The following is a 24,300-nucleotide window of genomic DNA, read 5'->3' as shown; positions in this document are numbered from 1 at the left end:
ACCCTTAACCCTTAACCCTTAACCCCTAACACCCCACACCTAACCCTTCACCACCAACCCCTAACCCCTAACACCTAACTCCTAACTCCTAACTCCTGACTCCTGACTCCTGACTCCTGACACTCAAAACCTAACGCTCCAACTCCTCACGAACCACACGGGAAATATTGCTCATGGTATAGGGTTTTCGCAAGTAGATTATCAACCCGAGTTTTCGGGCCTCCTTGATTCTGTCAAAATCGGTATAGCCACTGGCAATTATCGCTCTCTGCCGCGGTCGATACTGCAATATCCGGCGAAAGGTTTCAAGTCCGTCAATTCCCGGATCCATAATCATATCAAGAATGAGAAGATCAACATCATTCTGCTGCGCATAAATCACGGCCTCTTCCCCGAAGAAACCGCAAAAACATTGTAACCAAGCTCCCTCAGGATATCAGTGGCAATCAACCGCTGCTCCTCCACATCGTCAACAACAAGAATGGACTCGCCCTGCCCCTGGAACAGCTCTCCTTCCGCCACGGGAATCTCTTTCTGTTCTTCCATGGTTGCCGGAAAATAAAGAGAAAAAACTGTTCCTTCCCCCGGTCTACTCACCACGCTGATATACCCTTTATGGTCCAGTACAGTTCCCCAGACCACGGTCATTCCGAGACCGGTACCGCTCAATCCCATTTTTTTCTTGGTATAAAACGGCTCAAAAATGAACTCGAGATCCTTTTCATCAATTCCCTGGCCGGAATCCTGAACAGTCAGCCGAACATAATACCCCTCATTCACCTTACCATATCCGGGCACGGGTGTATCCAGGTAACAGTTCTCAAGTCGAACAACCACCTCTCCCGGCTCCCTCATCGCTTCGGCCGCATTAATAACCAGGTTCATGATGGTTTTGCCCAGATGCAGCTCTGATCCCATGATCTGCATGATACCCGGGTCAAGGTCTTTGATGATCTTCACATGGGGATGCAGATCAAGCATTTTCCTGCATTCCGGGCTGTCGAGATATTCATCCAGCACCTTCTCCAGGTTGACCACCTCCATGGCAGTTACCCCCCGACGGGACAGGGTCAGCAGATCCTGCACAATGGCAGCCGCTTTTTTACCTGAAGCCTGTATGGTGCAGAGCGGGTCATGCAGTTCGTGCTCCTCGGATATCCGCATCAGCAGCAGTTCCGGATAAGAGACAATACCAGAAAGAATATTGTTCAGATCATGGGGCACACCCGCTGCCAGGGTGCCTATAGCCTCCATTCTCTGTGCCCTTGCCAGCTGATCCTGGATAATTTTTCGTTCGGCAACCTCTTTTTTCAGCTGTTCGTTGGACCTCACCAGCTCCCTGGTCCGGTCTTCCACCTGCTCCTCAAGCTGGTTCTGGTAATGAGCCAGCTTTTCGTCACGCTTTTCAATCTCGGCGAGCATACTGTTGAAACTGTCCGTCAGTGAACCGAACTCGTCGTCGTTGAATTTACGTACACGCACGGAAAATTTCTGTTTCCGTTTAACAGTTTCCATGGTTTGCAACAGTTCAAAAAGCGGCCAGGCAATAAAACGATGGAGCCGGACGGACACAACCTGGGCCAGCAGACCGAGTGCTCCTATAAGAACAATGACAATAACAATCGAGATGATCAGCCGATTATACAAACGCCCCAGGTCTGCTTTGATCGCCAGAAACCCCAGTCGCTTTTTATCCAGCATGATGGGAGATGCCAGGGACAGGTATCCTTCATTGAAATTATGGATCTCCTCCCCCGATTTGGCCTTCATGGCCTGGCCGAGAAGGTGTTTCTTCATGGCATAGTCGATCTCTTCTAGCCCCCTCCCCTGCCTTGAGTACCGGGAAAATACCGTGCCGTCATTTCTGAAAATAGTAGCACATTTGACATATGGCGCCGCTTTCAGGGCCGAAAGGGTATCTTCAGCCGTCAGCGGATCATCAAATATCAGGGCGGCCGTACTGTTTTTACCGATAGTATTGGCAAGAATGGCCAGATTCTCCACCATGTCACGCCTGAAGGAGTAAACCTTGTCGGTGATAAAGCTGATGGCCATGAATATCACAAGAAAACTGCTGATAGCCATGACGATATAGGCCAGTTTCGCCTGAACAGGACGGTTTCCGAATCCACGAATCATCAATTTTCCTCCGAAACCGTTTTTACAATCCTTGCAAGTTTCAACACCTGTGCGCTCACCCTGAATCCACTTTTCCTGATCTGCCCTATATTCACCTCAATAAGAATTCTGCTTCCCCTGGTAACCAGATTAATCATTCCTCCCCTCCTGCAGAATCCAACCTCCTCACCCACCGTCAGCACATTATTATTCGCCGCCAGACGGGAAAGACTGTCAACTCCCGGGGCAGCACCCCTGGAAATAAAGAGCATATCCACTCTGGACCATACAACCTGATCCGATGAATCATAGTGCTCAACCATGATTTTCCTGTGCCCGATGTATTCACCTTCCACTACCTTGCGCAACAGGTAATCGAAGGAATCACCGCCAAGAACACCAATAATAAATGGATCAACCTTATGTTCCGAGTCCGGCCAGGTTACAAATTTGATCAAATTGTAGAGAAATACTCCCTTCACCTGATTTTCCTTGAACACTTTCGGGTGTGCCGCATGGATGTAGCCGTTACCAATACCAAACAGGAAAAAAGTGAGCAGACAGGCGCACAGCATAAACCGGGGCCTTCTCCTTTTCTTCCGTATCATTGAATGAGCAGTATCGGGTCGTGAAATCATTGCAGTATGAAAGCTGATCGTCAAAAATTCCAGGTTAATTTCGCAAAAAATCTTCGAGGTACTTCCGTTCCGACTATGTTTACAGTCGAGCTATATTCCCCGTGCCTGGAGTCCGTCAGGTTTTCAGCATTGAGACTCAGGTCAAAATTATCATTTATCTGCCAGCCAAGCCTGAGATCAAATCGAACGTAGGCATCCACTGGCCCCTCTCCCAATTGATCCATATAGTAAAATTCACTATCGAGGGAGACATTCTCCCACACATCCATATAGGACCTCACTTGAACCATATGCTGCGGGTAGTCGTCCTGTATAAATTTTTTACTGGTCATCCTGATAGCGGGATCGGCATCAAAAGTCATTTTCAGCAGGGAATACCCAAGGGAAAGCTTCCACCAGTCCGCAGCCTGCAGGGTTGCCAGAAGTTCAAGACCGTAGGCTTTTCCGGACAGCGCATTGGTAATATAGTTGGGGGCCAGCAGGAGTGAATCGGAGAATGAAGAAAAATAGGGAGCCCCAACTTCCAGGGACCTGAGATTCTCATAAACATTATAAAAGAAAGCCGTATCAAGAGACAACCTGTGAAACGGTCTGCAACGATGCCCTGCCTCGTAGGCTACCAGCTCCTCCGCCTCGAAATCACGATTGCCCTCGATGGTACTGGCAACCAGATTACCGCTGGAATCCCGGGAAGCAACTGTAAAGATCGTCATATCGTGATCAGCACGGGCAGGAGTACGGACAGCCCTTGACACCGAGACCCAGAAAGTCTGGTCATCATCGGTTTTCCAACGCATCCTCATATTGGGTTGCACCTCAAAACCACTGTAGTCATTATGCTCAAACTTGGAGCCGATCGTGAGCCACCAGCGATTATCCACCAGGGTTATCTCATCCTGAATAAAGGCACTGAAGAGTTCAGTGGTCCGCTCTTCCGGATTGAAATAAGTATACTGTGACGACTTAATCTCATCAGAACTGACCCGATACCCAAACCCCCAGACCACGTCATGAAACGGTGACGCTGTCCAGACATACTGAAAATCCAGATCAAACGTCGTCCTTTTCTCGTCCACAATCAGCAGATCTTTTTCCGTATAGTCCCAGTATGCCTGGAGAGAAGCCTGGTTGCCGTTACTGAAATCTCCTTCCCATTTTGTCAGAAGATTTGCCGTGAAGGTATGAAAATCGGTACTGAGGTTTTCCAGCTCGGGAAACCCGGGAAAAGAATAAGCAACACCTTCCTCACCATTCTGAATATCACCCTGCACCCGGATTCTTCTGTCCCGCTCCGGCTCCAGGTCAACCCTGAATCCTCCCTGCGTCATGCTCCAGTCATCTTTGCCATCCTCACCGTCACTCATGGGAAATTCGTTGTGATCCGCCCCTTTCACATAAAAACGGTAACCACCGATTGCTCCGATTTCACCACCATATCGAGCAGTGGCGACAATCGGATCATATGATCCTCCCGTCAATGAAACCAGGCCACCCATGGTGTCGGACGTTGACTTGGTAATGATATTGATCACACCGTTGACCGCGTTTGCACCCCAAAGTGTTGCCCCCGGCCCCCGTATAACCTCAATACGATCAATATCCTCCATCACGGTATCCTGAACATCCCAGAACACCCCTGAAAAGAGAGGCGTATAGACTGACCTTCCGTCCATGAGCACAAGCAGCTTGTTACTGAAAAGTTCTCCAAATCCCCTGGCACTGATTATCCATTTATTGGCATCCAGCTGGGAAACCTGTATACCCGGCACCATGCGCAGAGCCTCCGGGATATTTCTCGCCCCGGTTCTCTTTATATCCTCTGCCGTTATGACAAAAACGGCTGTTGCCGCATCTGTCAATGATTCCGGTCGTTTCGATGCGGATGTTACCTGCGTGCGCAGCAGATCCTCGATATCAAGCCCCTTCAGGTACTCCAGGTTGTCATCTCCGGCAGCGGCCATCACCTGACTGCTCTGAATAATGATCAAGACTATCCCAAGGAACAATGTTCCAACCAGTTGCGGACTGATTTTCCCTGCATAATATCTGTCAGCAAATGGGAAATTCTGCTTAAAATAGTGCACCTTCAAAGTCATTGTTTCTTCCTGTTTCTGATCACAAGCATGTTTTTTTGCTGTTCCAAGCTGTTTTTCACACGAATCTGCCAATTTAATAAAGACCGTTATTCTCTACAAGGATATAAGAAAAAAAGAATGCATGGAAATTATTTCTCATTGAAAACAAAAAAAGTTCATTCTTGACAACAACCAAAATACAGAATATATTCACCCAAAATGGAGATTTTAGCAAATGATTGACGAAATTAGCCTTAAAATACTAAAAATACTTCAGGAAAAAGCCAGAATCCCCAATGTGGAGGTTTCCAGGCAGGTTGGTCTTGCCCCTTCCGCTGTACTGGAACGTATCCGCAAAATGGAAAAACGCGGCATTATCGACGGCTACGAGGTACGACTGAACCCGGAACGGTTCAACCGGGCCCAGGTTGCCTTTATCACTGTGACCACAACACCGCATGATTGCGAAAAAGTCGGCGTAAAACTGGCTGAAATTCCTGAAATTCAGGAAGTGCACCTGGTGACGGGAGCAGACGGATTTCTTGTGAAAATCCGAACCGGCAATACCACGGAGTTGGGCAGCCTGCTCTGTGAAAAGATTCTCTCAATCCCCGGTGTTCTCTCCACCCGAACTTCAACAGTGCTGGCAACCGTCAAGGAAACCAGCCGAATTCCCATCCAACTCTGACCTGACCAAAAACCATGCCCCTGTCAAAATCATTTAAAGACCGTCTCTATCCCCGCCTTGAAACAATCAGGGCTCATTTTGAAACCCCCTTTCATGTCTATGACGAAACCGGTATCCGTGGGACGGGTGAACAGCTGCAAAAAGTCTTTGGCGAAATTAAACATTTCAGGGAATATTTTGCCGTCAAGGCACTGCCCAATCCGACAATCATGGAAATTATGCAATCCATGGGATTCGGTTTTGACTGCAGCTCCATTGCCGAACTGAAGCTCAGCCGCAGAATCGGCGCCCGGGCTCATGACATCATGTTCACCTCCAACAACACCTCACCGGAGGATTTTGCCGAAGCGGCCAGAGACGGTGGTTGCCTTCTCAACCTGGACGATATTTCTCTGCTCGACAAGATACCCTCGATGCCGGAACTCATCTGCTTTCGCTATAATCCAGGGGCCAGACGAACCGGCAACGATATCATCGGTAATCCCCTTGAGGCCAAATACGGAGTCAGTCACGAACAGATCATCGATGCCTACCGCAGGGCACAGGAGCTGGGCGCAAAAAAATTCGGCATCCATACCATGGTGGCCTCCAACGAGCTGAACTACACCTACATGGTCCAGACTGCCCGCATGCTGCTGGAACTGGTCACTGAAATATCAGCCGAACTTGACATCCGTTTTGAATTCATTAATATCGGCGGCGGCCTGGGTATTCCGTACAGACCTGATGAACCACCCCTGGACCTGGAAAGCATGGGCCGGGAAATCACAGCGCTTTTTCACACCTTTGACAGGGAAGAAGGTTATCAGCCGGCCCTGTTCATGGAAAGCGGCCGCTACATGACCGGACCCCACGGTGCCCTGGTCGTAAGCGCCATAAACCGCAAGGAAATTTACCGCACCTATATCGGTGTTGACGCCTCCATGAGCAGCCTGATGCGTCCCGCCTTGTATGGTGCCTACCACCATATTGATGTTATCGGCAAGGACTCCGCCGCTCCGGTGGAGACCGTGGATGTCGTGGGCTCCCTCTGTGAAAATAATGATAAATTCGCCATTCAGCGTGACCTCCCTCTCATTGAAGATGGCGATATTCTGGTTATTCATGACACAGGGGCCCACGGTCATTCCATGGGATTCAATTATAATGGCAATCTGCGGCCGAAGGAATTACTGTTACGGGAAAATGGCGATGTTGAACTGATCAGAAGGGCAGAGAGAGTGGATGATTACTTTGCCACCCTCGATTTTACGCCCGATACCCTCACCCGGTAAACATTTTTATGACCATTGATATTGATGCATTTCTTGAAACAGTAACAGAAGCAATCAGGGACAAGGATGTCCCGGTGGTTGACCTTATCGCGGTTCAGACCAGGGACCCGTTCAAGGTCCTGGTGGCCACCGTCCTCTCCGCCCGCACCAAGGACGAGACCACCGCCAGAGCCTCAAAAAAACTCTTTAAACTTGCACCCGATAAAGAAGGGCTTGCCGAACTTTCCGAAGAGAAAATAGCCAAACTGATTTATCCTGTCGGTTTCTATAAAAACAAGGCCCGCTACCTGACAAAACTGCCCGAAGCCCTGGACAGGTTTGACGGCCGTGTCCCCGACACCATTGAAGAACTGATCACCCTCCCCGGTGTGGGCCGCAAAACAGCCAACTTGGTGGTCAGCGTAGCCTTTGGCAAACCGGCCATCTGTGTCGATACCCATGTCCACAGGATTCTCAATATCTGGAACTATGTAAAAACCGACACACCCCTGAAAACGGAGATGGCCCTCAGGAAAAAACTTCCGGAAAAACACTGGATCACGGTCAACTCCATTCTGGTAGCCTTCGGACAGTCAATCTGCCGCCCCATCAGTCCCCACTGCGATCTCTGCCCCCTGGAAGAGAACTGCCCTCAACACTGCGTGAAACCGAGAAAAATTCCGGGCACGAAACGAAAGAAAAACCAGCCGCTCACCCTTCTTTCCTGGAACGTCAACGGCATCCGCGCCATGGAAAAAAAGGGCTTTATCGACCTGCTGCCGGACCTGGACGCGGATGTCATCGGTATCCAGGAAACCAAGGCCCAGCCGGACCAGCTCTCTGATGAATTAAAAAATATCCCTGGCTACACCTCATTCTGGCACAGTGCCGAAAAAAAAGGATATTCCGGTGTTGCTTTCTACAGCCGCGTCAAACCCCTTTCAATAAGGGAAGGGATAGGGGAACCGGAGTTTGACAGGGAAGGCAGGGTCCTTACCCTGGAGTTCGATACCTTCTATCTCATCAATATCTACTTTCCAAACAGCGGCAATCATCTCAAACGGCTGGATTTCAAGCTCCGTTTCAACGACTGCCTGCTGAAATTCGCAAAAGAACTGGAAAAGAAAAAGGATGTGGTGCTGTGTGGCGATTTCAATGTGGCCCACAAGGAGATTGACCTCACCCATCCCAAGGCCAATGAAAAACATGCCGGTTTCACTCCGGAAGAAAGACACTGGATGGACACTTTTATTGAAGCCGGTTTTATCGACACCTTCCGCATGTTCAACCGGGAACCGGGAAATTACTCCTGGTGGAGCTATCGTTTCAATGCCCGCGCCAAGAACGTTGGCTGGCGTATTGACTATTTCTGTGTCAACCGCAGGGCCGAAAAACGGGTAAAAAAGGCCGAAATACTCAAGGATGTGATGGGATCAGATCACTGTCCGGTTTTGCTGGAAATCTGTTAGGGGTTAGGGGGGAAGGTGTTAGGTGTTAGGGGTTAGGAGATATTCTCTTATTTTTCTGGCACCGGCAGGCAGGGGATAGTCTGCCAGCTCCTGTGGTTTTATCCAGCAGAACGTTTGTATGTTTTCAGTAACCGGAGTACGGCTGTCTGCCAGCAGCTCACAGTGAAAACAGTGCAGGGTGATTTTATAGCGGGTATAGTGATGCACAACCGTCGTAAGGTGTTCTTTCACCCTGACAGCCAGGCCGCAGGTGGACCGTATTGCTTCTGCCACGTCCTCTTTCTTCCAGCTGCCCTTCATTTCTCCACCCGGAAAATCCCATAAGCCGGCCCAGAGTTTTTCTTCCTCCTTCCGCTGCAACAGAAGAAGATTCTCGCCCGAAAAAACAAGCCCCGCTACCCGCGTAACCTCGAGGGTTTTCCTTGTTTTTCCGGTAACAGGGCGCTTTGTCACCGTACCTTCCTCCAGGGCCAGACAATAACCGCTTACGGGGCAGGATTCGCAATCCGGATTCTTCGGTGTACAGACCAGACCGCCCAGTTCCATCAGTGCCTGGTTATAAAGACGGGCCTGTCCCCCGGGCAACAGCCTGTCGGCAATCTTTCGTATTCTGGTATTTCCCTCTTTTTCCCGAACGGGAGAGGCGATATCAAAGAGACGGGCATAGACCCGCAGCACATTACCATCCACTGCGGCCACATCAATATTTCCGGCAACACTGGCAATGGCTGCAGCAGTATAAGGACCAATACCGGGCAGTTTCAGGAGCTGCCCGTAATCGCAGGGGACAAGACCGCCATGTTCTTCCAGGATAACAGCCGCAGCCCTGTGCAGATTCGCGGCCCTGGAATAATAGCCGAGACCTTCCCAATATTTGAGAATTTCCCGGCGTGATGCCGCCGCAACACTTGCCACATCGGGAAAACGGGCCACCCATTTCTTAAAATAAGTGACCCCGCGCTCCATCTGTGTCTGCTGCAGCATGATCTCTGAAATCCACACATGGTACGGATCGTAGGTCCGCCGCCAGGGCAGATCCCGCCTGTTGTCCCTGAACCAGCGAATCAGCCGTTCCTGCAGGGTAGAATCACAACTGCTCACATTCTTTTATACAACTCCAGCGTCCGTTCCCGTGTCATCTGCTTTTCCCAGTCCGGCCCAAGGCAATTCTCCCAGAGCGGCACCAGGCCGAGAGCGGTGGTTACCATCAGATCAAGAGATTCATCACTCATGCCTGCTGTCAGGTTACGGGGCAGGCTGATATCATGTCGTTCCATCATCCGCCGAAATTCCTTCACACCCTCGGGATAAAATTCTTCCAGGTAGTCAAAGGCAATACAGCAGCCGATACCATGATGGATCCCCAGGACATAGGACAAGCCATAGGAAAGCGCGTGACAGGCCCCTACCTGGGAATAGGCAATGGACATACCGCCGAAATAGGACGCCATCATCAGTTTGTCATCTTTATCCTTATGGTCTTCCAGAAAAACCTGGCGGCAGAGATCAATGGATTTCTCCCCATAGGCCTTGCTGAACTCGTTGATAAAGGTTCCTTCAAGGGATTCCACATCGTGGATATAACAGTCCATGCCAGTGTAAAACCACTGATCTTTCGGCACATCGGCAATCAGTTCCGGATCGAGAATAATCTGATGAAACAGGGTGTAATCAGAATTGATCCCCAGCTTCTTGACCGGCCCCGTCAAAATGGCCGTGCGTGAAATCTCCGCTCCAGTCCCCGCCAGGGTCGGCACCGCCACATGATAGACGGACGGATTTTCAATCAGGTCCCAGCCCTGGTAATCGGCGGATGAGCCCGGATTATTGAGCATCAGGGAAATGGCCTTGGCAATATCCATGGTGGACCCGCCGCCGATACCGATAATACCGTCCGGCACAACATCTTTGTACGCCCTGATTTCCTCCACGAGCTTATCGATATAACTGGTTTTCGGCTCATCATCCACATTGACCCGGAGCAGGAGATCATCCCCTTCAATGGGCAGTCTCGATTCAATGGGCTTATCCTTAAACACATCATCAATGACAAAAACCACATATCCACCTTCTGTAACCCGCTTTGGAGCAAGAACATCACCAAGCTGGTTGAAGGCCCCCCGACCAAACATGATATTCGGCACTATCGCAAAATTTCTATACATTTTTTCCTATTCCTTTTCTGATTCACCTGAATTCGTGAAGTGTCTGTCCATATACCAGGAACAGGCATCCTTCAATCCCTCCTCAAAACTGAGGGAAGGTCGCCAGCCCAGTGAATTTATGCGGCCGGTATCCATCAGTTTCCTGGGTGTTCCATCCGGCTGGTCGGGATTATACACGGTTTCTCCACGAAAACCCACCAGACGACAGATTATTTCCGCCGTCTCCCGAATGGTTATGTCCTCTCCAGTCCCTACGTTGAGAAATGACGGGTTGCCATTCTCGAAATGAGACTGCTCAAGCCCCATTACAAATACGGATGCCGCCGCCATATCATCCACATGAAGGAATTCCCTCCTGGGAGACCCCGTCCCCCATAACCTTACCCTGGGAATGACTTTACTCTCCAGTGTTTTTGTGTCCGCGCGATAGCCCATGCTTTCGCAGATGTCCGGTGGAATCGGCCCATACCTTTTCTCATCTAGGACAATACCTTCCACATCCCCTTCCATGGCCATTTTTGCCAGATAAAACTTACGTATCATGGCCGGAATAACATGGCTGTTTTCCAGGTGGTAATTGTCCCCCGGACCAAAGAGGTTGGTGGGCATGACGGAACGATAGCATGTTCCATACTGACGGTTATAGGACTCACACATCTTGATCCCGGCAATTTTGGCAATAGCATATGGCTCGTTTGTAGGCTCCAGCACATCGGTCAACAAATACTCTTCCTTCATGGGCTGGGGCGCAAATTTTGGATAAATACATGAACTGCCAAGAAAAAGCAGATGCTCCACATCACTTCTCCAGGCTCCGTGGATCACATTGGCCTGGATCATCAGGTTCTGATATATAAACTCGGCGGGATAGCTGTTATTGGCATGAATACCTCCCACCCTGGCCGCGGCCAGCACCACCCGATCAATCTTCTCCTTGCGGAAAAAAGAAAAAACTGCTTCCTGGTCAAGGAGATCAAGCTCCTTATGAGTACGGGTAACTATATTGGTGCAGCCGATCTTTTTCAGCCTTCTGACAATGGCCGAGCCCACCATACCCCGGTGTCCGGCAATATAGATTTTTTCGTCAGGGATTTGGAGTGAGGCGTTAGGAGTTAGGGGTGAGGTGTTAGGAGTGAGGGGGGAGGAGTTGGGGGTTTGGGGTGAGGGGGGAGGCGTTTGGAGTGAGGAGTGAGGAGTTTGGGGTTTGGCGTTAGGGGAATTTTTGCTCATTTGTTTATCTCCTTTTTCAAGGATTTCATCAGGCCACCGAGGAGGGCAAATACTTTGTCCATGCGTTCATTCATTCTGGTCATTGTCCTGCAATATCGTAATTTTTGCGCAAGAAGAAGCTGGGTATCCACCTCACTCAGGGAACCTCTGGCCACAGAAAGGTAATGAAGAAATTCTTTTTTGCTCTCACGACCAGCACCTTCAGCAATATTGCTTGGTACAGAAACCGCCGCTCTGCGTAACTGTGAAGTCAAACCATACATCTCTTCGGACGGGAAATTCTCTGTGATTGCATAAATATCAGTTACTAACTCCATAGCTTCCTGCCAAACCAACAATTTATAATGTACCCGCCCCACAAAAACCTCCCCAATAAAAAAACACCTAACGCCCCACGCCTAACACCTACTCATGCTTCTCAAGAACAGCAAACCCCTCATTCCTGCAAAGCTCATCACGGCGGGCATCCTCCAGGTCATAGCGCATCATCTCGGCCACGAGTTCACCAAAGTCTGTTTTCGGCACCCAGCCGAGCTGTTCCCTTGCCTTGCTCGGGTCTCCCAATAGAGTCTCTACTTCCGTGGGCCTGAAATAGCGGGGATCAACCCGAACGATAATATCACCGACATTCATTTTGCAACCAAGCTCCCCGCCGGGTACACATTCCACAATACCGATCTCGTCTACGCCTTCACCCTCCCAGCGCAGGCCAACACCCAGCTCAGAGGCAGCAGTATCAACAAAGTCCCGTACGGAATGCTGCACCCCGGTGGCAATAACAAAATCGTCGGGCTTTTCCTGCTGGAGCATCAACCACTGCATCTCCACATAATCCTTCGCATGGCCCCAGTCACGCCTGGCATCCATATTTCCCAGGTGAATGCAGTCCTGCAGGCCGAGAAAGATACGGGCCAGGGCCCTGGTGATTTTACGGGTGACAAAGGTCTCTCCGCGCAGTGGCGATTCATGATTAAAAAGAATACCGTTGCAGGCATAAATATTATAAGCCTCCCGATAATTGACAACAATCCAGTAAGCGTACATCTTTGAAACCGCGTAGGGAGATCGGGGATAAAACGGGGTCTTTTCCGTCTGGGGAACCTCCTGCACCTTACCGAAAAGCTCGGAAGTGGAAGCCTGGTAGAAACGGGTTTTTTCCGTCAGACCGAGAATACGAATGGCCTCAAGGACCCGCAATGTTCCCAGAGCATCGGAATTTGCAGTGTATTCCGGCTCTTCAAAGGAGACAGCAACATGGGACTGGGCTGCCAGATTATAAATCTCGTCCGGCTGCACCTTGCCGATAATATGAATCAGGCTGGAAGAGTCGGTCAGGTCACCATGATGGAGAATAAAATTTCTCTCCCCCTCGTGGGGGTCCTGGTAGAGGTGATCTATCCTGTCCGTATTGAAAAGAGACGCCCGCCTCTTTATCCCATGCACCTCATAGCCTTTTTTCAGAAGAAATTCTGCCAGATATGCTCCATCCTGTCCGGTAATACCGGTTATCAATGCCCTTTTCATAATATTTCCTGAAACCTATAAAAATTTCTTTATGGAACGCCCGCGGCCAATGCCGTAATAGGCCAATCCCAGGGCCTCCACCCGCTCCGGATCATAGAGATTGCGACCATCAAAAACCACCCTGTCTTTCAGCTCTTTCAGCAACTGCTCAAAATCAGGTACCCGAAAACTTTTCCATTCGGTGACAATGACCAGCCCGTCGGCCCCATGGAGTGCCGCCTCCTTGGTGCCCATGAGTGTCAGGTCGTCCCTGGTACCGTAAATTCGCTGGGCCTCCTCCATTGCCTCCGGATCATAGGCCTGTACCCTGGCCCCCGCCTTCCACAGTGATTCCAGCAGCACCCTGCTGGACGCCTCGCGCATGTCATCGGTATTCGGTTTGAAGGAAAGTCCCCATACCGCAAAAGTTTTGCCGGCGATATCACAATTATAAAAGGACTGAATATGCTCAAAGAGCTTTTCCTTCTGGGCATAATTAACACTCTCCACCGCCCGCAGGATCTTTGCCTCGTAACCGATTTCACTGGCTGACCGCTCCAGGGCCTGCACATCCTTGGGAAAGCAGGAACCGCCATAACCGCAGCCTGGATAAATAAACTTGTAGCCGATACGGGAATCGGATCCTATACCCCGGCGTACCTGCTCAATATCCACACCCATGCGCTCGGCAAGATTGGACATCTCATTCATAAAAGAAATCTTGGTGGCCAGCAGGCAGTTGGCCGCGTACTTGGTAAACTCGGCACTGCGCACATCCATAATCATTATCTTGTCATGGTTCCTGCTGAAGGGTTCATACAGCTCACGCATCTTTGCCTCCACCGCATCAGAATCAGTGCCGACAATAATCCGCTCCGGCCGCATGCAGTCATCCAGGGCCGAGCCTTCTTTTAAAAATTCCGGGTTGGAAACAACATACAGATCCAACTCTTTCTTTCGTTCTTCTAGAATTCCGAGCATATGGGCACGAACCTTGTCGGCCGTTCCCACCGGCACCGTGGACTTGTCAATAACAATTTTCGTATCCTCCATCAGTTCGGCAATCCTGCCCGCCACCGCCAGAACATACTTGAGATCCGCGCTGCCGTCTTCATCTGGAGGTGTCCCCACCGCTATAAACTGCAGTTCGGCATGATCAACACCTTCTTTGGCATCGGTGGTGAAGGCCAGACGTCCCCGCTCATGATTATTTAAAACCAGATCGGACAGACCCGGTTCAAAAATGGGGATTACACCCTTCTTCAACCCTTCAATCTTGGCCTCGTCCACATCCACACAACAGACATTATGGCCGACATCCGCCAGCACCGCAGCCTGCACCAGGCCGACATATCCAACACCAAATACAGTAACGTTCATAAGACCCTCAACAAGGAGAAATTAATTCCAGGAACACAGAAAAAACAGCATAATATCCACCATAACAAAACTAATCAAGCCTAACCCGCAGTTCTCATGAATTTTGGCAATATTAAAAAAAAATGATCTCGTAAAAAGTCGTTCAACGTTCCCAGATGGACTCTGGAAAAACTTCGATATACAAGGCGTGGCGGTGTCGTGTAAGCGCAGACGTACATAGAGTACGTCGAGCATTACACGATCACCCCACAACGCAGTAGATCGGAGTTTTTACGAGTCCATCAAAAAAAACAATCTCACTCGGATAGTGAGCAGTACAGCCCGCACTGCGACCTGGTAATTATTTGTTTATACAGTATAAATATTTTTTCTTTATTCCTGAAGTGCAGAAATCAGGTTGAATTTTCTTCTACCTTTAATACGGTAAATTGAAAAATCCCGGTCAAATGTGGCGATTGTATTCAGACTGAGTTTTTCTGCCAGGTATACCAGGCACGAATCAGCAAAATCCAAGGGTAAATCCCGATATTTCTCCGTTAACTCTTTGATCCTTCCGAAATCATCATTTTCGATATTATGTATTTCAACAGCCCCTTGATGTATCCACTGAATAAAATCAATTTGGGCATTTCGATTGAAATCCAGTAAATGAAGCGTTTCAGTAATCGATGCAATGGTTGTAACCAAAGGATATTTATTAGATTTTATGAAATGAACAGCTTTGTTATGGTATTTATCAGAGGCATCAAACAAGGCTATCAACGGTCCGGAATCTATTAAGATTTTTTTCATGTTCTCTTGGCTTTAATTGTATTTTTTATCAGTTCTTTTCTGTCTGATGATAAATTGCCAAGACCGCTTGAATATTTGCCAAACAAGTCTTCACCGATATCCCACGCATTAGGCTGTTTAAGTTTACTGAGATATTCGTTAATACTTTTTCTAATTAATTCAGACTTACTCAACCCAAGATTTTTAGCCGTATTCTCAATCTGTTGTTCTAATTTCTGGTCTAGTCTTATCGTGATCATATCACCACCTCCGTATTACAGAATGTAATACAATCAGAATATCATGTCAAATCTCCCGGCAGGACAGATACAGTAACTCAGACCTTTGGGAAAAATAAAATCAGCAGGTGCTGAAAGGTTTTGCAGAGCCGCTTGTGGGGTGGTATGGGGCTGGGGGCTAGACACCCCCGGCTACCCGATTCTGTGATTTTTATACGGATAATTGTTTTTCGACTCGTTTAATTGGCTGTATTGATTTAATTTCTTTCAATTCTTTTTGTTTCGTTCGATATAAATCCCACCGCAACTGTAAATTCAGCCAAAAATCTTCCGACATATTAAAAACCTTGGCAAGCCGAAGGGCTGTGCTTGGAGTTATGCCCCTCTTGCCATTTACCACTTCATTCACTCTTTGATATGGAACTTTTATTGAATCAGAAAGTTGACGTTGAGAAATACCCATTGGTTTTAAAAACTCTTCCAATAGCATTTCACCTGGATGTGTCGGAGGTCTATGAGTTGGTATTCTTACCATAATGTCACCTTTATAGTGCTTTATTAAGAAGGAAGTGAAAAAAAAATGAATTTTCTTTTAAAATCAGTAAATTCAGTGATAGTCTACAATTTCAACGAGATCAGGCCCTTTATCAGTCCATTGGAAACAAATACGAAATTGCTTGCTGATCCTGATACTATATTCACTGTTTCTATCTCCTCTTAATGCTTCAAGTCGATTTCCTGGTGGAATTTTAAGTTCATTGATGTCAATTGCTGAATCAAGCTATTTTTTCTACGAACATCGGCTACCCCCTAACTCCCAACCCCTAACCCCTCACTCCTCACTCCTCACCCCTCACCCCTCACCCCCCAAAACAGGCAGCTCCTCAAACAACTCCAGATCCGGAAGATCCCCGAGAATGACCTTTTCATCAAGGGTCAGCCAGGCATGGGCTTCCAGCTTGTCACCTCCCTTTCTGACCCCGATATGAAAACAGGTCCGATAGCCGTATTCGGCAAAAATGATATGTCCCGCAAGGGCCTGGGGCAGACAGCGGCTCTCGATAACCGCCGTGGCAGCCTTTGAAATAAGCCAGGAAATCCGCCCGGCAGAAAGGACCGATGGTCCGGAACGTGCCAGTCTCTTTTCGGCCCGGGCAAGTGTCTCCCGCAACAGATCATCAAAGGGACGATGTTTCAATGCCCGCCGAAAACGGAGCACCAGCAGAAACGCCTGGCAAAACACCAGCTTTTCAGAAAAGGTAAGGGAGAGAAATCTGCGAAAAGAGGCCATAAAAACACCGTTCCCATTCAGTAATGCAACAGAGACCCTTCTTTCTTCGCAATTTTCACGGCAAGGATAATGGCACAGACGCCTGCCGCCAGAAGAACAGCGGAAAAAATCGCCAACACAGAAAGCTCACCGGAAATATCCCCCAATCCGGCCCCGTTCAATAAAACCTGGCGCAGCGCTTCAAGCCCATGGGTAATCGGCAGGATTTTCGAGACAGGCTGCAGCCAGTCCGGCAGCACCGCCACCGGATACATGGCTCCGCCCAGCAGACCGGAACTGACATTGAGCAGAAAACTGACAGGACTCCCCTGTTTGAGCACAATTATAAAAGCAGCGGAAAGCAGCCCGATACCGACAAAAGGCAGCAGCAAAAGAAGAAAAGCAAGGAGAAGGGCCGCAATACTGCCGGGATGAAACCGCACCTGAAACACAAAAAAACCGAGCAGAAAATAAAACAGCAGCCGAAAACTGGTGGCCAGCAGTTTATATATGTAGGAAGAAAAGAGAATAGTCATGATGGAGGTGGGCGAAACCAGCAGCGATTCCAGAGTTCCCACCGTCTGGCCGCTGCGGATTTCCGCCGCAAAACTGGAGGTGGACAGAGAGAGATAATCGGTCACCGCAACCCCTATCAGCAGAAAGGAGAAATAATCCCCGCCATAACTCTCCAGGGCTACAAGCTTCTGGTCCCCGATCATCCGTGCCAGCATGAAAAAGAGTGTCGAGGTAAACAGCACCCCCGTTCCCTGCATGATGAACTGCAGCCTGTAGCTGGCGGCAATCCTGAAATCCCGCTCAATAAAAGCCAACGGTTTGCAGATCAGTTCACGCAGCAGTTCCATCCAACCCTCCAGTGTGATCCTGACTGTTCACAAGCTCCGCAAATGACTCTTCCAGAGGGCGCTCAAGTTTTCTGCATTCATAGATCAGCACCCTGTTGTCGACAAGTCTGCCAATCAGTTCCGGAACATCCTCATCCTCAACATAACAGCGACACACCACCCTGCCATCATCCTCTCCCTCCTGCACAAACCCGTCCAGGCCAGCAAGAATATCATCCACCCGGTCAACGGAAAAACAATAGCACTGGCGCCCGGCCACAGCCTCCTTCAACTTCCCCGGTTCCCGGCAGCCGATAACCTGCCCGTGATGGAGTATGGTCACCCGGTCACAGAGCTGTTCTGCTTCCGCAAGATTATGAGTACACCAGAGGATGGTTTTCTTCTGCCGCCGGGAAAGTTCTGTCTTTATAAACTCCAGCAGGTCGCGGGAGCCGATGGGGTCGAGGTTGGAAGTAGCCTCATCCATCAGGAGAACCTGCGGATCACCCAGCAGTGCTCTGGCAATGGCCAGCCGTTGCCGCTCCCCGGATGAACAGGTGCCGAACCGCGCCCCGCCCTTTCCGGACATACCGACAAGATCAAAAAGATAGTCAAGCCGTCGGGCCAGTTTTCTGCCGGAAAGATTATGGAGTTTACCGAAAAAGGCCAGGTTGTCCCTGCCGCTCAGCCGCCAGTAAAAGGAGCGGGCATTGGTATTGACAAATCCCACCCGCTCCCTGATACGTTTTCCATCCTCCGCCCCATCCAGACCAAGCACGGAAACAGTACCGTCATCGGGTACGATCAGGGTGGCAAGAATCTTGAGCAGCGTTGTCTTGCCTGCACCATTGGGTCCCAGCAGCCCCATGATCTCCCCTTTCTCAACGGAAAATGAAACTCCGTCCAGGGCCCGCACCCGTCGAACCCTGCCGGACAGCAGGCTCCGCCAGTTGCGCACGGGAAAATCCTTGGTTACATGATGCAGCTCAATATCCGCCATGGCTTATTCGCCTGTTCCCTCAGCCCTCACTTTTTTCCAAAGCTGAATACTCTTTCTGATCCGCTCAGCGGCCCTGCCGTCACCATAGGGATTGCCATGAGTGGTCTGGGGCTCTTTTCCCCTCGTATCCAGTAGCCGTTTCACCCCTTGCACAATTTTTTTTCTGTCCGTACCCACCAGGGCAACAGTACCCGCCTCCAGGGCCTCCGGCCGCTCTGTTGTTTCACGCATGACAAGCACAGGTTTGCCAAGAGACGGCGCCTCCTCCTGGATACCGCCGGAATCGGTGAGAATCAACCGACACCTGTCCATGAGAAAGACAAAGGGCGCGTAATCCAGCGGTTCGATAAGATGGATATTCTTTTTATTCCCCAGGATGGAATACACAGGCTGCTGCACATTGGGATTAAGATGAACGGGATAGATAAAATGCAGGTCCGGATTCCCCGCGGACAGCTCTGAAACCGCCGCGCAGATATCACGAAATCCTGTACCGAAATTCTCCCTTCTGTGCCCGGTTATCAGCACATATGGCTTTCCGGCCAATACCGCATCACCGGCCGACCCGAAAACATTTCCCCAGTCCCGCCTGTCCCCGACCAGGTTCCGCACCCACAACAGCGCGTCAATAACCGTATTCCCGGTTACATGGATATGCTCATCCGCCACCCCTTCAGCCAGAAGATTCCGCCTTGCCCTCTCCGTCGGCGCAAAATGAATCCGGGCCAGACGGGATGTCAGCACCCTGTTGGCCTCTTCCGGAAACGGCGCGGCGAGATTGCCCGTCCGCAGCCCCGCCTCCACATGGCCCACCGGAACCCCACCGTAAAACCCGGCAAGGGAGGCGGCAAAACAGGTGGTCGTATCCCCGTGGACCAGAATCAGGTCCGGCTTCTCCTGCCGGACAATATCCCTTATCCCCAGAAGCACTTTACTGGTCACATCATATAAATCCTGGTCGGCCCGCATGATATTCAGGTCATACTCCGGTACAATGGAGAACAGTTCCAGCACCTGGTCCAGCATCCGCCGATGCTGGCCCGTCACACAGACCTTCGAATCAAAGCCCTTATCTTCCGCCAGAGCCCGTGCTACGGGTGCCATTTTTATGGCCTCGGGCCGGGTACCGAAAATCGACAGAACTTTCGTCATCACACCACCACACGATTGCGACCGCTGTTTTTTGCACGATAAAGGTTTTCATCACACTTTTTCAGCCACGCTTCCCTGTCCATATCTGGAAGAAGGGTGGAGATGCCGATACTGGCAGTGATGGAACGATCCGGCAGTATGGACAGATGCCCAATCTCTTCCTGCAGTTTCCTGGCCACCTCCAGGCAGCCTTTACTGTTGGTATCATACAATATTATAAGAAATTCTTCCCCCCCGATACGAAAGGGCATATCACTCACCCGGAAATTATGGGACAGAATCCCACCCACAGCTTTTAAGACCCTGTCCCCCATATCATGACCAAACTCATCATTAACCGCCTTGAAATGATCAAGATCCAGCATAATCAGGGACACGGGATTGCCGGTACGCCTGCTCCGGGAAACAGCATTTTCCAGGGAATCCTGCAGCAGAAAGCGGTTGTACAGATGGGTAAGAGGATCAAGAATAACCTGTTTCTTCAGCTTGAAATGCTGCCTGTAGATTTCATGGATGGCCGCAAAAGCAAAAAAACTGGTCCCCAGAAGAATGGCAATAAACCGTATGGCAACGGGCATCTCCAGGACCTGATAGGCAGCAAGACAGACAATCCCCACGAAAACGACATTCATCTTCCAGGCCAGTTTCTCTGGAAGGATATAATAAATGGAAAACGCACCAAGAAAGGCCCAGTACGAGCCCCTTACGTCCAGTTGAAAGATGGCAACAGTAATGGCGACAGTAATGGCCGGAACCACGGCAAACAGATTAATGCCATAGCAATATACACCTCGCCAGCAGTACCAGAAATTAACAACGCAGACAGAAACAACTATCGTCGTCAGCCCTGCCAGCAGAACACGGCCCTGGATAAAATTACCGATACAGAACGGCAGCAGAATCACAACGGATGCCAATGCAACCCACTGGGTGGACTTCACCAGAAACTCGGGAATTTCATCAATTTTATTATTGGGAGATTTCATCTATTTCCTGAATCCTGCACAAAAGGGATACAAACAGCGCTCCAAAGACCTTGGTAAAGCTTTTTACGTTCAACCTAAATCCTGCAATTAACAAGTTTACCGAAGATGCGAGGCATCAATGGCGCTGACGTATTTGCATACTTCAAGCCATTGATAACAAAGCAGATTCGGCAAAATCGCTAATCCCGTAGGGCAAAGAAAATGAAAAAAATTATTTCACCTCATCGGTGAATCAACTTATTTTCTGTTTTTTACATAATACCCTCATATAAAATAAATAATTATCTTTTTCATTTTCTGAAGTGCAGGATTTAGGTTCAAAGTCAACACATTCAACGCCCCATCCCGGCCCGCAGCCCTTTCTCATTCAATCCTGGATACAGTTGATACATAACCAATGCAAAAAAAACTCCTGCCATATCAATCCCCACATCCCCCGCAAGCGCACTGCGCCCGTCAATAAAGAGCTGGGCCAGTTCCGTCCCCACGGCCAGCATCGCCAGATCCAGTATAACAAAATACCAGCCCCTCCCCTGGGGCAACCTCCGCAGCAGCAGAAAAGCCAGCACCATAAAGAGAAAAAAATGGGCAACCTTGGTGATATCAACCAGCTTTTTCAACTCGCCCGGTCCCGGCGCCGAAACGGCTGTTGCCACCGCCCTGACCTCCCGCACCAGATCGTGCTTCAGATCATTCTTTAGTGAGCCCGGCATCATCGTCCCGAAAAGAATGGCCGCCACCACCAGCAGGACAACCCCGCCGGCCAACCGGCTCCCGGCAACAAATGATTTAAAAACAGGCAGAAAAAGCACGAAAATAAAAAGCAGCCATCCCCCAGGGACCAGCCACTTCACCACCCTGTACACGGGATTAACCACGACACGATAAAGTGAAAGATCTTTGCAGTATAATTCCCCGGTACAATGGCTTAACTGGAGGATCACCTTGATTTCGGTGGTTGCGCGATTCAGACGAAAAACCTTTCGATATGTTTTCCAATCCGTTGTGCCCTCTAGAGCAATAAGCAAATGAGACAGATAATATTGAGGCTTCCCGTCAAAATACTGCACAAGAATGACCCGGCCCTTGTTCCACCCTTTTGGCCCGGCCATAATATTTTTTGATCTGGCTGTTACCTGCAAAACAACCTGCCCACCCGGGCCATCCATATCAATAGCTCGAAAAAACTGAATAGAGTGATCGGGAGATTTCTCAACCAATCCAACTTCTCCATGATCAACCAGCAACTCTCCATCATCAGTTTTAATCAACTCCCATCCGACAGCCCCGGCAACAAAGTCATTATTCAATAAAAATTGTTCACTAATTTTCAGATAACGGGGGACATTGTGGTAAGTGAAAAGACTTAATAGAACAAGAAGAATAAAAATTGAAATGACTTTCCTGGTGTTCAAATCACATATCCAAAATTTTAAACCTTTTCATTTCTACCGAAACGATATCTTATATATTGTTTGCCAAAATAATAAATGAACCTGGGATTATGTTTTAAATACCTTTTCCACAATCTTCTGGGGTCACTAGCTAATCTGAACAACCACTCCAATCCAGCTTTTTGCATCCAACGGGGAGCATGTTTCTTCCTTCCACTGAAAAAATCAAAAGCAGCACCAACACCAATCATAACACAGGGAATTTTATCTCTGTGCCCAGCCATCCATTTTTCCTGTTTTGGACAGCCTATACCGACAAAAAGAATACTGCAGCCTGATGCCCTGATTTCTCTCACATATTTTTCTTGCTCTTCTTGAGTAAGCTCTCGAAAGGGGGGTGAATATGAAAAAGTGATTTTCAGGTCTGAATATTCATTTTTTAAAAACTTTCTAAAATCGTTCAAACTGTCAGGAGTACCACCATAGAGACCAATTGGGATTCCACTTTTTTCTGATTCCCGGCAAAGGTGCAGAAGCAAGTCTGAGCCGCGTACCTGGGTCGCCGTTTTTTCTCCCAGGGCTTTCAATGCCCATACCAGAGGGACACCGTCAGGCACTACAAGGTCAGCATTGTTTACAACTGTTTTAAATTCAGGGATATCAAAGGTCTCCATGCACATGTGCACATTAGCTACGCACACATACCACCCTAAACCCTGGCTGGCTGCCTTCAATATACGCTGACCTGCATCCTCGTAAGAAGTAATTGCCACTGGCATTTTTAATATTGTTCTATAAGGCGCTTCCATATTGGCAATGTATTTTGTGTTTTCCTGAAGACCGGCTTTGCCGGAATATGCAGTTAGAAGTTTGCGGTAAGCAGTTGGCAGTCTTCACAAAAAATACCACCTGCTTCCTGCTGCAAACTGCCAACTGCAAACTTCTACTTATCAACTTTCCTCGCCTCAATGGCTTGGTGATACACATCCATCAGCATCTCGTAATTCTTTTCAGGAGTATACTTTTCTTCATACACCTGCCTGGCATTTTGCCCCATCTGACGACATTCTTCAGGGTGGTCATGCATCCATTGCACCTTTTCAGCCAGGTGATGGGGATTACCAGGCTCGAAGTGAAGGCCTGTAACACCATCCTCAATAATCTCAGCCATAGCACCTAACTTTGAGACAACAACAGGAGTACCATGAGCATAGGCCTCTATGATTACCAATCCAAAAGTTTCATACCATTCTGAAGGCATAACAAGAAAGGCGGCTTGAGACATTTCATGATAGACCTGTTCGCTGGTTAAGCGACCTAAAAAGATGATACTAGGGCTGCGATGTTCTGTACCCAGATAAGCAAGAGGGCCATCGCCAGCAATCCGTAAAGGGACGTTCAACATCTTCCAGGCTGCCAGTAATGTAGCAATCCCCTTTTCCCTGCCCAATCTGCCGACAAACAACGCACCATGCTTCATACCTGGCGTCTGATCCCTCACTCCTGGGACCTCACAAAAGTTGGGTTTGACAATAATTTTTTCTCCAGGGAACCCTGCTTCGATAAATTTTTGTCTGGCAAACTGTGTAAGGGCAATGAAACGATCAACCTTATTCTGCCAGGTCATTTTTTTTCGATGAAAGGCTACCATTCGAGCTACAGCCCAAGAGCCGGGTACAGAGTTTCGGTAACAGCGGTGCAATACCGCTTGGTATGGAGAGCCTGTGACACATTTTTCACAGATTTTTCCATTACGCATCAGGAGGGCACCTGGGCAGATGATACGGTAATTGTGCAGGGTTTGCACGATAGGGACATTGGCCTTAATGCAGGCATCGTAGATGGAAGGAGTTAGGAGGGGGAAGAAGTTGTGGACGTGGACGATGTCGGGTTGAATATTGTTAATTTCGAAAGAAAGAAGTTCTCGGCTTTTTTGAGAATAACTGATGTTAAATACAACTTTTATCTTGCTAACAAGCCCTACCACACCATCATTATCGACCTCGCATAAATCGACTGCTTCGCTACGATACTGTAAAAGATATTTTTCAGATCTATAAACATTATCCTCTCCGCCTGCAAACTGGTATCTATTATGAACAAACAGAATTTTCATTTTCTGAGTAT

General features: G+C 49.0%; 24 protein-coding genes and 1 pseudogene. 3 read left to right on the top strand and 22 right to left on the bottom strand.

Annotated features, from left to right (window positions below; all coding sequences use genetic code 11):
• Window positions 1–130: 130 nt before the first annotated feature.
• The 4 genes from LO777_RS03900 to LO777_RS03885 form a co-directional block, all read right to left on the bottom strand.
• Window positions 131–382: a response regulator transcription factor gene (locus LO777_RS03900; RefSeq protein ID WP_228856253.1), complete on the bottom strand. Its 252-nt coding sequence runs from the start codon at window positions 380–382 to the stop codon at window positions 131–133.
• Window positions 379–2,139, bottom strand: coding sequence for an ATP-binding protein (locus tag LO777_RS03895; RefSeq protein WP_228856252.1), 1,761 nt, complete (start codon window positions 2,137–2,139; stop codon window positions 379–381). The genes LO777_RS03900 and LO777_RS03895 overlap by 4 nt, the downstream gene beginning before the upstream one ends.
• Window positions 2,139–2,693 (bottom strand): YfiR family protein, encoded by a 555-nt coding sequence (locus LO777_RS03890; RefSeq protein ID WP_228856251.1) that lies wholly within the window; start codon window positions 2,691–2,693, stop codon window positions 2,139–2,141. Before LO777_RS03890 ends, LO777_RS03895 begins: the two co-directional genes overlap by 1 nt.
• Window positions 2,694–2,776: 83 nt before the next feature.
• On the bottom strand, window positions 2,777–4,852 hold the full coding sequence (locus LO777_RS03885) for a TonB-dependent receptor plug domain-containing protein (protein WP_228856250.1): 2,076 nt from the start codon (window positions 4,850–4,852) through the stop codon (window positions 2,777–2,779).
• A gap of 214 nt (window positions 4,853–5,066) precedes the next feature.
• Between LO777_RS03885 and LO777_RS03880 the strand changes: the two genes are divergently transcribed.
• From LO777_RS03880 to LO777_RS03870, 3 genes are read left to right on the top strand one after another with little or no spacing between them, the layout of a single operon-like run.
• Window positions 5,067–5,519 carry an Lrp/AsnC family transcriptional regulator gene (locus LO777_RS03880; protein WP_228856249.1) on the top strand — a complete coding sequence of 151 codons (453 nt, stop codon included), beginning with the start codon at window positions 5,067–5,069 and terminating at the stop codon, window positions 5,517–5,519.
• Window positions 5,520–5,533: 14 nt separating this feature from the next.
• Complete coding sequence (locus LO777_RS03875; protein ID WP_228856248.1) at window positions 5,534–6,793, top strand: diaminopimelate decarboxylase; 1,260 nt, start codon at window positions 5,534–5,536, stop codon at window positions 6,791–6,793.
• 8 nt (window positions 6,794–6,801) lie between these two features.
• Window positions 6,802–8,241, top strand: a complete 1,440-nt coding sequence (locus LO777_RS03870; protein ID WP_228856247.1) for an exodeoxyribonuclease III — start codon at window positions 6,802–6,804, stop codon at window positions 8,239–8,241.
• Window positions 8,242–8,259: 18 nt separating this feature from the next.
• Here LO777_RS03870 and mutY read toward each other — a convergent pair whose 3' ends face one another.
• The 18 genes and pseudogenes from mutY to LO777_RS03780 form a co-directional block, all read right to left on the bottom strand.
• The gene (gene mutY / locus LO777_RS03865) at window positions 8,260–9,342 is read right to left on the bottom strand and encodes an A/G-specific adenine glycosylase (RefSeq protein ID WP_228856246.1); all 1,083 of its coding nucleotides are present in this window, start codon (window positions 9,340–9,342) and stop codon (window positions 8,260–8,262) included.
• Window positions 9,339–10,406: an iron-containing alcohol dehydrogenase family protein gene (locus LO777_RS03860; RefSeq protein WP_228856245.1), complete on the bottom strand. Its 1,068-nt coding sequence runs from the start codon at window positions 10,404–10,406 to the stop codon at window positions 9,339–9,341. Before LO777_RS03860 ends, mutY begins: the two co-directional genes overlap by 4 nt.
• A gap of 6 nt (window positions 10,407–10,412) precedes the next feature.
• On the bottom strand, window positions 10,413–11,498 hold the full coding sequence (locus LO777_RS03855) for a GDP-L-fucose synthase family protein (protein ID WP_228857328.1): 1,086 nt from the start codon (window positions 11,496–11,498) through the stop codon (window positions 10,413–10,415).
• 134 nt (window positions 11,499–11,632) lie between these two features.
• Entirely contained in the window at window positions 11,633–11,995 is a 363-nt protein-coding gene (locus LO777_RS03850; RefSeq protein WP_268907503.1) for a four helix bundle protein, read from the bottom strand.
• 46 nt (window positions 11,996–12,041) lie between these two features.
• Window positions 12,042–13,163 carry a GDP-mannose 4,6-dehydratase gene (gmd, locus tag LO777_RS03845; RefSeq protein ID WP_407929114.1) on the bottom strand — a complete coding sequence of 374 codons (1,122 nt, stop codon included), beginning with the start codon at window positions 13,161–13,163 and terminating at the stop codon, window positions 12,042–12,044.
• A 12-nt stretch (window positions 13,164–13,175) separates the two neighbouring features.
• Window positions 13,176–14,519 (bottom strand): UDP-glucose dehydrogenase family protein, encoded by a 1,344-nt coding sequence (locus LO777_RS03840; protein ID WP_228856242.1) that lies wholly within the window; start codon window positions 14,517–14,519, stop codon window positions 13,176–13,178.
• 372 nt (window positions 14,520–14,891) lie between these two features.
• Window positions 14,892–15,311: a type II toxin-antitoxin system VapC family toxin gene (locus tag LO777_RS03835; protein WP_228856241.1), complete on the bottom strand. Its 420-nt coding sequence runs from the start codon at window positions 15,309–15,311 to the stop codon at window positions 14,892–14,894.
• Window positions 15,308–15,550 carry a ribbon-helix-helix domain-containing protein gene (locus LO777_RS03830; RefSeq protein ID WP_228856240.1) on the bottom strand — a complete coding sequence of 81 codons (243 nt, stop codon included), beginning with the start codon at window positions 15,548–15,550 and terminating at the stop codon, window positions 15,308–15,310. Before LO777_RS03830 ends, LO777_RS03835 begins: the two co-directional genes overlap by 4 nt.
• Window positions 15,551–15,740: 190 nt before the next feature.
• Window positions 15,741–16,064 (bottom strand): HigA family addiction module antitoxin, encoded by a 324-nt coding sequence (locus tag LO777_RS03825; protein ID WP_228856239.1) that lies wholly within the window; start codon window positions 16,062–16,064, stop codon window positions 15,741–15,743.
• Between the two features lie 72 nt (window positions 16,065–16,136).
• Window positions 16,137–16,310, bottom strand: a pseudogene (locus LO777_RS20900) (type II toxin-antitoxin system RelE/ParE family toxin); the annotation flags it as partial.
• 72 nt (window positions 16,311–16,382) lie between these two features.
• Window positions 16,383–16,820, bottom strand: coding sequence for a lasso peptide biosynthesis B2 protein (locus LO777_RS03815; RefSeq protein ID WP_228856238.1), 438 nt, complete (start codon window positions 16,818–16,820; stop codon window positions 16,383–16,385).
• A gap of 17 nt (window positions 16,821–16,837) precedes the next feature.
• On the bottom strand, window positions 16,838–17,662 hold the full coding sequence (locus LO777_RS03810) for an ABC transporter permease (RefSeq protein WP_228856237.1): 825 nt from the start codon (window positions 17,660–17,662) through the stop codon (window positions 16,838–16,840).
• On the bottom strand, window positions 17,646–18,641 hold the full coding sequence (locus tag LO777_RS03805) for an ABC transporter ATP-binding protein (RefSeq protein ID WP_228856236.1): 996 nt from the start codon (window positions 18,639–18,641) through the stop codon (window positions 17,646–17,648). The genes LO777_RS03810 and LO777_RS03805 overlap by 17 nt, the downstream gene beginning before the upstream one ends.
• Before the next feature lie 3 nt (window positions 18,642–18,644).
• Window positions 18,645–19,793 carry a non-hydrolyzing UDP-N-acetylglucosamine 2-epimerase gene (gene wecB, locus LO777_RS03800; RefSeq protein WP_228856235.1) on the bottom strand — a complete coding sequence of 383 codons (1,149 nt, stop codon included), beginning with the start codon at window positions 19,791–19,793 and terminating at the stop codon, window positions 18,645–18,647.
• Complete coding sequence (locus LO777_RS03795; RefSeq protein ID WP_228856234.1) at window positions 19,793–20,779, bottom strand: GGDEF domain-containing protein; 987 nt, start codon at window positions 20,777–20,779, stop codon at window positions 19,793–19,795. The genes wecB and LO777_RS03795 overlap by 1 nt, the downstream gene beginning before the upstream one ends.
• 332 nt (window positions 20,780–21,111) lie before the next feature.
• Window positions 21,112–22,194, bottom strand: a complete 1,083-nt coding sequence (locus tag LO777_RS03790; RefSeq protein ID WP_228856233.1) for a VanZ family protein — start codon at window positions 22,192–22,194, stop codon at window positions 21,112–21,114.
• Window positions 22,195–22,211: 17 nt separating this feature from the next.
• Window positions 22,212–22,847, bottom strand: coding sequence for a WecB/TagA/CpsF family glycosyltransferase (locus LO777_RS03785; RefSeq protein ID WP_228856232.1), 636 nt, complete (start codon window positions 22,845–22,847; stop codon window positions 22,212–22,214).
• 269 nt (window positions 22,848–23,116) lie between these two features.
• On the bottom strand, window positions 23,117–24,289 hold the full coding sequence (locus tag LO777_RS03780) for a glycosyltransferase (RefSeq protein WP_228856231.1): 1,173 nt from the start codon (window positions 24,287–24,289) through the stop codon (window positions 23,117–23,119).
• Window positions 24,290–24,300 lie beyond the last annotated feature (11 nt).

It is taken from the genome of Desulfomarina profundi (assembly GCF_019703855.1).
Lineage (GTDB): Bacteria > Desulfobacterota > Desulfobulbia > Desulfobulbales > Desulfocapsaceae > Desulfomarina > Desulfomarina profundi.
This window is presented reverse-complemented; position numbering and strand designations above follow the sequence as displayed.

What these genes read in the sequence shown, in the direction of transcription:
- LO777_RS03895 (WP_228856252.1), bottom strand. Translation starts at nt 2,139, where the DNA reads ATGATTCGTGGATTCGGAAACCGTCCTGTTCAGGCGAAACTGGCCTAT.
- LO777_RS03890 (WP_228856251.1), bottom strand. Translation starts at nt 2,693, where the DNA reads ATGCTGTGCGCCTGTCTGCTCACTTTTTTCCTGTTTGGTATTGGTAAC.
- LO777_RS03885 (WP_228856250.1), bottom strand. Translation starts at nt 4,852, where the DNA reads ATGACTTTGAAGGTGCACTATTTTAAGCAGAATTTCCCATTTGCTGAC.
- LO777_RS03880 (WP_228856249.1), top strand. Translation starts at nt 5,067, where the DNA reads ATGATTGACGAAATTAGCCTTAAAATACTAAAAATACTTCAGGAAAAA.
- LO777_RS03875 (WP_228856248.1), top strand. Translation starts at nt 5,534, where the DNA reads ATGCCCCTGTCAAAATCATTTAAAGACCGTCTCTATCCCCGCCTTGAA.
- LO777_RS03870 (WP_228856247.1), top strand. Translation starts at nt 6,802, where the DNA reads ATGACCATTGATATTGATGCATTTCTTGAAACAGTAACAGAAGCAATC.
- LO777_RS03860 (WP_228856245.1), bottom strand. Translation starts at nt 10,406, where the DNA reads ATGTATAGAAATTTTGCGATAGTGCCGAATATCATGTTTGGTCGGGGG.
- LO777_RS03840 (WP_228856242.1), bottom strand. Translation starts at nt 14,519, where the DNA reads ATGAACGTTACTGTATTTGGTGTTGGATATGTCGGCCTGGTGCAGGCT.
- LO777_RS03835 (WP_228856241.1), bottom strand. Translation starts at nt 15,311, where the DNA reads ATGAAAAAAATCTTAATAGATTCCGGACCGTTGATAGCCTTGTTTGAT.
- LO777_RS03830 (WP_228856240.1), bottom strand. Translation starts at nt 15,550, where the DNA reads ATGATCACGATAAGACTAGACCAGAAATTAGAACAACAGATTGAGAAT.
- LO777_RS03825 (WP_228856239.1), bottom strand. Translation starts at nt 16,064, where the DNA reads ATGGTAAGAATACCAACTCATAGACCTCCGACACATCCAGGTGAAATG.
- LO777_RS03815 (WP_228856238.1), bottom strand. Translation starts at nt 16,820, where the DNA reads ATGGCCTCTTTTCGCAGATTTCTCTCCCTTACCTTTTCTGAAAAGCTG.
- LO777_RS03810 (WP_228856237.1), bottom strand. Translation starts at nt 17,662, where the DNA reads ATGGAACTGCTGCGTGAACTGATCTGCAAACCGTTGGCTTTTATTGAG.
- LO777_RS03805 (WP_228856236.1), bottom strand. Translation starts at nt 18,641, where the DNA reads ATGGCGGATATTGAGCTGCATCATGTAACCAAGGATTTTCCCGTGCGC.
- wecB (WP_228856235.1), bottom strand. Translation starts at nt 19,793, where the DNA reads ATGACGAAAGTTCTGTCGATTTTCGGTACCCGGCCCGAGGCCATAAAA.
- LO777_RS03795 (WP_228856234.1), bottom strand. Translation starts at nt 20,779, where the DNA reads ATGAAATCTCCCAATAATAAAATTGATGAAATTCCCGAGTTTCTGGTG.
- LO777_RS03785 (WP_228856232.1), bottom strand. Translation starts at nt 22,847, where the DNA reads ATGGAGACCTTTGATATCCCTGAATTTAAAACAGTTGTAAACAATGCT.
- LO777_RS03780 (WP_228856231.1), bottom strand. Translation starts at nt 24,289, where the DNA reads ATGAAAATTCTGTTTGTTCATAATAGATACCAGTTTGCAGGCGGAGAG.